General features: G+C 70.6%; 3 protein-coding genes. 2 read left to right on the plus strand and 1 reads right to left on the minus strand.

The annotated features are described in order from the left end of the window. Both D7W79_RS37000 and D7W79_RS37005 read left to right on the plus strand, forming a co-directional pair. The coding region (locus tag D7W79_RS37000) for an Ig-like domain-containing protein (RefSeq protein ID WP_244222179.1) at positions 1 to 2,930 on the plus strand (2,930 nt) is incomplete at its 5' end. A gap of 104 nt (positions 2,931 to 3,034) precedes the next feature. Next, on the plus strand, positions 3,035 to 4,339 hold the full coding sequence (locus D7W79_RS37005) for a M48 family metallopeptidase (RefSeq protein WP_120529982.1): 1,305 nt from the start codon (positions 3,035 to 3,037) through the stop codon (positions 4,337 to 4,339). A 452-nt stretch (positions 4,340 to 4,791) separates the two neighbouring features. Here the strand turns inward: D7W79_RS37005 and D7W79_RS37010 are convergent, their stop codons facing one another. Continuing rightward, a complete protein-coding gene (locus D7W79_RS37010; RefSeq protein WP_120529983.1) occupies positions 4,792 to 6,123 on the minus strand; it encodes a carotenoid oxygenase family protein in 1,332 nt (443 codons plus the stop codon). Between the last annotated feature and the right edge of the window lie 316 nt (positions 6,124 to 6,439).

The raw sequence follows: 6,439 nt of genomic DNA on the forward strand, positions 1-6,439 counted from the left end.
CCCCCACAGTCACGGCCCCGGCCCCGGATGCCTTCCTGCCCACGCACACGCCTCGCTTCTCCGGAACGTACCCGTACTCGGGCAGAATCATCGTGCGGAAGGGCACCCAGACCCTCTGCACCGCCACCATCGATTCCTACACCTACGAGTGGAGCTGCGAGAGCAGCGTGCGCCTCGCGGAGGGCCTGCATTCGTACACGGTCCGGGCGACCCTCTCCACGATATCGAGCGTCACCACGGGGGGCTGGCTCACGGTGGACGTGACGCTGCCGGAGCCCCCCCTCATCTCCACACCCGCCAGCAACGCCCGGATCAACACCCGCGTGCCCCTCTTCACGGGGACAGCGGAGCCTGGCGGCACCGTCACCGTGACGTGGAAGACCCGGGAGCTGTGCACCGCGCTGGTGGATGCGGTCACGGGGGCATGGAGTTGCAGATCCCGGCTCAGACTGAACTCCGGCTCGACCGACGTGACGGCGACCGTCCGGGACAGGGCAGGCAACGAGTCCTATGAGAGCTGGCGTCCGTTCGTGGTGGACGCGGCACCGCTCGTCCTCATCTCGCCTGCCCAAGCCCAAACGGTGAACACCGCGTTCCCCACGTTCCAGGGTACGGCCGAGCCAGAGGGCCTTGTCGAGGTCTGGATGCTTCCGCCGAACGTGCGGGCGTGCCAGACCACGGCGCAGGCGTCCGGGAGCTGGTCCTGCACGTCGACGGTGGAGCTCCTTCAGGGCAACCAGTTCGCGACGGTCTACGTCACCGACCCCGCGGGCCTGGTGAGCTCCAGCCCGACCCGGAGCTTCACCGTGGACTCCGTGGCGCCCTCCGCGCCGGTGCTCTCCTCGCCCACGCCAGGACAGTCGCTGCCGACCGCCAGCCTCACCCTCCAGGGAACGGCGGAGGCGGGCAGCTTCGTCGCCGTGCATGAGGGCACCACGCTTCTGTGCGAAGCAACGACCCGCTCGACGGGTGACTGGGCCTGCGCCCTGGTGTCGCTCGCGGCGGGCGTGCACACGCTCACCTTCACCGCCCGGGACGCGGCCCAGAACACCGGCCCTGCCAGCACCGCGACGTTCACGGTGGACCTTCAGGCGCCAGCCACACCCGGCATCACGGCGCCCCTCCCCGGGCAGATGCTGGTCCAGGCGACGCCCGTGTTCCAAGGCACCGCCGAGCCCGGCAGCACGGTGACGGTGCACGAGGGTTCCCGCGTCCTGTGCACCGCGGTTTCCCACGAGGCCTCTGGAGCCTGGGCCTGCACCGCCCTCCCGCTCGCGGATGGCGCCTACACCTCGACCGTCACCGCCAGCGACCCGGCGGGCAATCGCAGTCCGCCCGGCACGGTCTCGTTCACGGTGGACACCACGCGCCCTGACGCGCCCGCCATCCTCCATCCCAGGAGCAACGAGCCCATCGCCACCGCGTCGCCGCGCATCACCGGCACCTCGGAGCCCGGTGGCAGCGTGTCCGTCGTCCTCGACGAGGTCACGACCCTGGGACCCATTCTCGTCAGTGAGCAGGGCACGTGGAGCCACGAGGTGCCGTTGCCTCTCACGGACGGGCTCCACACGCTGAGCGCCTTCACCGTGGATGCGGCGGGCAACGCCGGTCCGAGCGTGGCGCTCACCTTCTTCGTGGACACCGTGGCGCCGGACACCGAGCTCACGCGGGTCCCGGCCCAGGCGTCAAACAGCGCCCGTGCCACGTTCGAGTTCAGCTCCACCGGTGGAGGCACCCGCTACGAGTGCAGCCTGGACGCGGAGGACTTCGTTTCCTGCGGCAGCCCCTTCGTCCTCGATGCCCTCTCCGAGGGTGAGCACCTGCTCGCCGTGCGCGCCGTGGACGCGGCGGGCAACCGGGATCCGTCGCCCGCCGGGTACACCTGGACGGTGGACCTCAGCGCCCCGTCCATGCCCGTCATCACGTCGCCAGCGATTGGCGCCATCTTCAACGGAGAGGGCCCTGTCTACGCGGGCACCGCCGAGCCGGGCGCGCAGGTGCGGCTCTTCCTCGATGGCACGATCCAGGGGGGCGTCGTCGCTTCCGCCATGGGGGCGTGGTCCTTCGGCTCGGGATTGACGGTGAGCAGCGGGCTCCACACCGTCAGCGTGACGGCCACGGATGCGGTGGGCAACGTCAGCCCGGAAGCCCGGGTCACCTTCTCCGTGGACAGGGATGCCCCGGAGACCGCCCTCAGCGCATCCGTGCCCGTCCTCTCGAACAGCCCCGAGGCGTCCTTCACGTTCAGCTCGGAGGACTCCAGGGCCACCTTCGAGTGCCGGTTCGACACCGGGGCCTTCACTTCCTGTATCCCTCCCCTGTCGCGCTCGGGCCTCACGGACGGCACGTACACCGTGCAGGTGCGCGCGGTGGATATGGCGGGCAACGTGGACCCCACCCCCGCGAGCTTCACCTGGACCGTGGACCGCACCGCGCCGGACACCTTCATCCGCTCCGGTCCGCCCGCGGACGACGCGCCCCTGCTCGCCACGTTCGAGCTGGGCTCGGACGAGACGGGCGTCACCTACCTGTGCAGTCTGGACGACAGCGCCTTCATCGCGTGCGGTTCACCGGCGGAATTCAGCGTGGCCCCGGGCCGTCACACCCTCGTGGTGCGAGCCAGGGATGCGGCGGGCAACGTGGACGGCTCTGCCGCGTCCTGGTCCTGGACGGCGACGGACGATGGGGACCACGACGGGCTCAGCGACGAGGACGAAAGCCACCACGGCACCGACCCTCGCAACCCCGACACCGACGGCGACGGTGTCAGTGATGGCAACGAGGTGAAGCGCGGCACGGATCCGCGGACGCCCGACGACGGCGATCTTCGCGGTCACGGTTGCTCAACGGGCGGTGCCGGGGCATGGCTGCCGCTGGCGTTGGGGCTTCTGGCCCTGCCGTTCCTCGGACGGCGCCGACGGGGCTTCTGAGAGGGGTTTCGCCTACGCGCTCCTGCAAGCGACGGCGGTGATCGATCTCCGCGGCGGGCCGGCATCGTCCTGCCCTCGCTCACGATGCTACGAATGGGCATTCCATGCGACGTCTGCTCTTTCCACTCCTTGCCCTGCTCGGCGTCCTCACCTTCGGGCTCACCGCGCTCGCGTCGGTGGCGCTCTCGCTGCTCCTGCCGATGGTGCTGTTCGGCGTGGGGGCGGCGGCGTTGGCCTCGATGCGGCCCGTGCTCGCGGCCCGCGCGATGGTCGCGGGGTTCAAGGGCATGGGCGCCTCATGGCAGTACCTGGGCGTGTTCGCCCGCTGCGTGCTTTCGCCCTTGCGCGAGCAGGAGGAGCGGCAGCTCGCGGACAGCCCCCTGCCCAGCCTCTCGGTGCGGCTGAAGCCCGCGCAGTTCCTCGCGCTGCACCGCCTGCAACAGCAGGTGGCGACGGCGACGGGCACCGCGCCCGTGGACGCCTTCGAGCTGAGCCCGGACACCACCCTGGGCATTGCCGTGGTGCGAGCAGGCAAACGCACGGAGCGGGTGCTCTACGTGGGACTCGGACTGTTGCAGCAGATGTCGATGGATCAGCTCGCCGCGGCGCTCGCGCATGAACTCGGGCACGCACGCGCGGGCCATCCACGCATCGGACGCTGGGTGCGCCACTGCATGCGGATGGTCCTCGACGTCCAGCTGCGCTTCGGCGCCTGGAACCCCGCGCGCTGGGGAAGCTGGGTGGCGCTCGAGGTGCTGTCGGCCGTGTACTACCCGTGGTCGCGGGAGCGCGAGTTCCAGGCAGACCGCATCTCCGCCCAGGTGGTGGGCGCAAACCATACGATCGCGGCGCTGCGCGCGTTGCGGGATGGGGCGCCCGCGTACGAGCTTGCCTTGAACGAGGCGCTGCGGCGGGCGCATGCGGAACCGACGCCACGCCTGTGCGAAGCCGCGACGGCGCTCGCTGCCGCGCTTCCCCCTGCGGGGCGCAGGCAGCTCGCGGTGAAGAACGAAGGGGACCCGCTGGAGTTGGGCGGCCTCACCCATCCGCCGACGGCCCTGCGCATCGCGGCGCTCGCGGGCCTGCCCTCCCGCCCCGTCACGGATGCGCGCCCGGCCTACGAAGCGCTCGGAGCCGCCGCGATCGACGAGCGCCTCACGCGTCACTGGCTGCTCGCACTCGGCGTCAACGCGACGCGGGAGGCTGAGCCGCGCAGACACGCTGCGATAGCGCTACCGGATCGCCCGGATCTGGCCCCCTCGCCGGAGCGCCCGGACTCGGCCCCCGAGCCCAGTGGACTTGAGCTCGACGTGGAGCGCTCGTGGCAGAGCGCGTCGCTCCCGCACCGCGACGAGGCGGAGCTCGAGCCCGCCCTGCCCGTGAGCGCGGGCCGCGGCCGCTCACGCTGAGCCCCGCGGGGACAGCGCCACTCGACTCTCCACGGCACCGCGGCCCTGGCTCGTCGTGGGATGGTGGGTGCCTGGTTGCAGTGGAAGCGCCCGGAACGCACTGCCGCCGAGCGGCGAGGACTTCGGCGATCGCTTGATCATCCCCGGGCCCTGGGCGGCGGGTCCGGCGATGTACCGTCGGCGCCACCAACACCACCTGCGGCGACGAGCAGCTCTGCATCGACTACTGCCGCGCCCCCAGCGCGCAGCAGGCCTCCGTGAGCGAGGAGATGGAGGCGTCCGGCGACGCGGCGCCCGTCTGCGAGGAGCCGCAGGCGTCCGAGTCCGCGCCCTCCGCCGAGAGCTGAGCGCGCCCGAGACTCAACCCCAGACATGGCCGTGAGGGATTGCGCAATCCCTCACTCCGCTTGCTCAGGGGCTCCGGCTCGCGCGCTACCCAGGACACACGCCGCTCAGCGCATCCTCGGCACCCACGCGCCATGAAACCCGGCGGGCACCCGGCGCGGCAGGTGAACGGTCGCGACGGGCTCTGCATCGATCTCGCGTGCGTCGAGAATCACGAGGTCGCTGGAGTCCGTCGCCGCGCGATAGACCACCACCATCAGCCAGCCATCGTCCTCGTCGACGCCCCCCGGGCGCGGCACGAACACAGGCTCGCTGTTCTGGTCGCCGGGCGGCAACGTGTAGCGCGTCGTCGCGCCGCGTTCGTGATCGAAGCGGACCACGCCGCGCATTTCGACGGGGGTCGGCTGCTCCGTCGCATACAGATAACGATAGGGACGCCCCGTCCGGCTCTCGTTGATGCGCGGCAGTTCAATCCCACCGTCGCCGAGCGGCCCTTCCTCGACCCGGCCGTTCGCCGTGTTGATCACATAGCGCCACAGCACGCCGACGGGGTTGTCGGCGAACCTGCCCGTGCTCGCGTCGAGCCGCAAGAACCACGGATAGCGGACCGCATCGAGCACGACGCATGCTTCGTCACGGTCATACGCGTTGACGACGTGCTGGATGAAGCAAGGCTCGATGCCGAACCAGCGCACGTCGCCGCCGTACCGGGGGATCACGCCGATGCGCGCCTGCCGGTCATCGTGCCAGCGCAGCGGCATCCGGTGCCCCTGCTTCAGCAGCGAGAAGTCGTACCCGACATTCAGGTCGAGCAGCAGGCTGCGGGTCGCGGTGATCGCCAGGTCGTGCATCATCGACGGCGCCGGCACATCGACAACGACGTCGACGCGCTGCGCACCCTGTGCGTCCGCGACACCGTAGCGCAGCCACGGCGCGCGCCAGTCCGCGCGAAACGCGATGAGCTCGCCCGTCAGCGGATCGACCTTCGGATGCGCGGTCATCCCGCCGGCAACCCCGGCGTGCCGGCGGGGCGCGCCGAGCGAATCGAGCTCGGCCGTGATCGCGAACGGCGCCCCACCCTCCGCCAGCGCCAGCAATTCGCCCGCATGCAGCAACACGTTCACGTTCGGATTGGTGTCGGGCAGGTGCGGCGCCTGAGCGGGCGAGTACACGTCTGCCCAGCGGCGCGTGCGCACCCAGCGGTTCCGGTAGCTGACCGCGCGGCCATCCTCGAATGAAATCGAGTGCAGCATCGCCGCTTCCGGCCACCACGACAGCACGCCGTTGCCCTCGAAGCGGCCGCGCAGTGGGTTCGGACCGTTGCGCAGCAGCGCTCCGTCGAGCTCGCGCGGGATGACCCCGGTGACGGACAGGTCGACGAGGTCGACCTCGTCGGCGACCGGCGCGAGCGCGCCGCGGTTCAGATCAAATGCAGTCATGACGCCATTTCTACCCGGGTATAAATGCCGCGTCAATATCACCCGGGTAAAACAGGGCGGCCCACCTGGCAATGGCCTGATGACTCCAGACATCAGGCCCCCGACTCCAGTCACCAGGGCCGGCCCCTTGCTTCAACGCAACCCCCTGGAATCAGGCAGGGCCCGCGGCTCCCAGGGCCGCGAAACGGTAGGCATGCGGGGTGCAGTAGGGGTGGTCCGTCGCTGCACTCCACTTCCGAGGCCTCCCATGAAGCTGCGCTCCTCTTCGTTCTCCAAGCCTTCCTTCTCGTCCGGCCCCACCCGCACCCCTTCCACC

The organism is Corallococcus exercitus (assembly GCF_003611585.1).
GTDB classification, from domain to species: Bacteria; Myxococcota; Myxococcia; order Myxococcales; family Myxococcaceae; genus Corallococcus; species Corallococcus exercitus.

Bases quoted from the DNA above. Each gene is read 5' to 3' on its own strand.
- D7W79_RS37010 (WP_120529983.1), bottom strand. From the start codon at position 6,123: ATGACTGCATTTGATCTGAACCGCGGCGCGCTCGCGCCGGTCGCCGAC.
- D7W79_RS37005 (WP_120529982.1), top strand. From the start codon at position 3,035: ATGCGACGTCTGCTCTTTCCACTCCTTGCCCTGCTCGGCGTCCTCACC.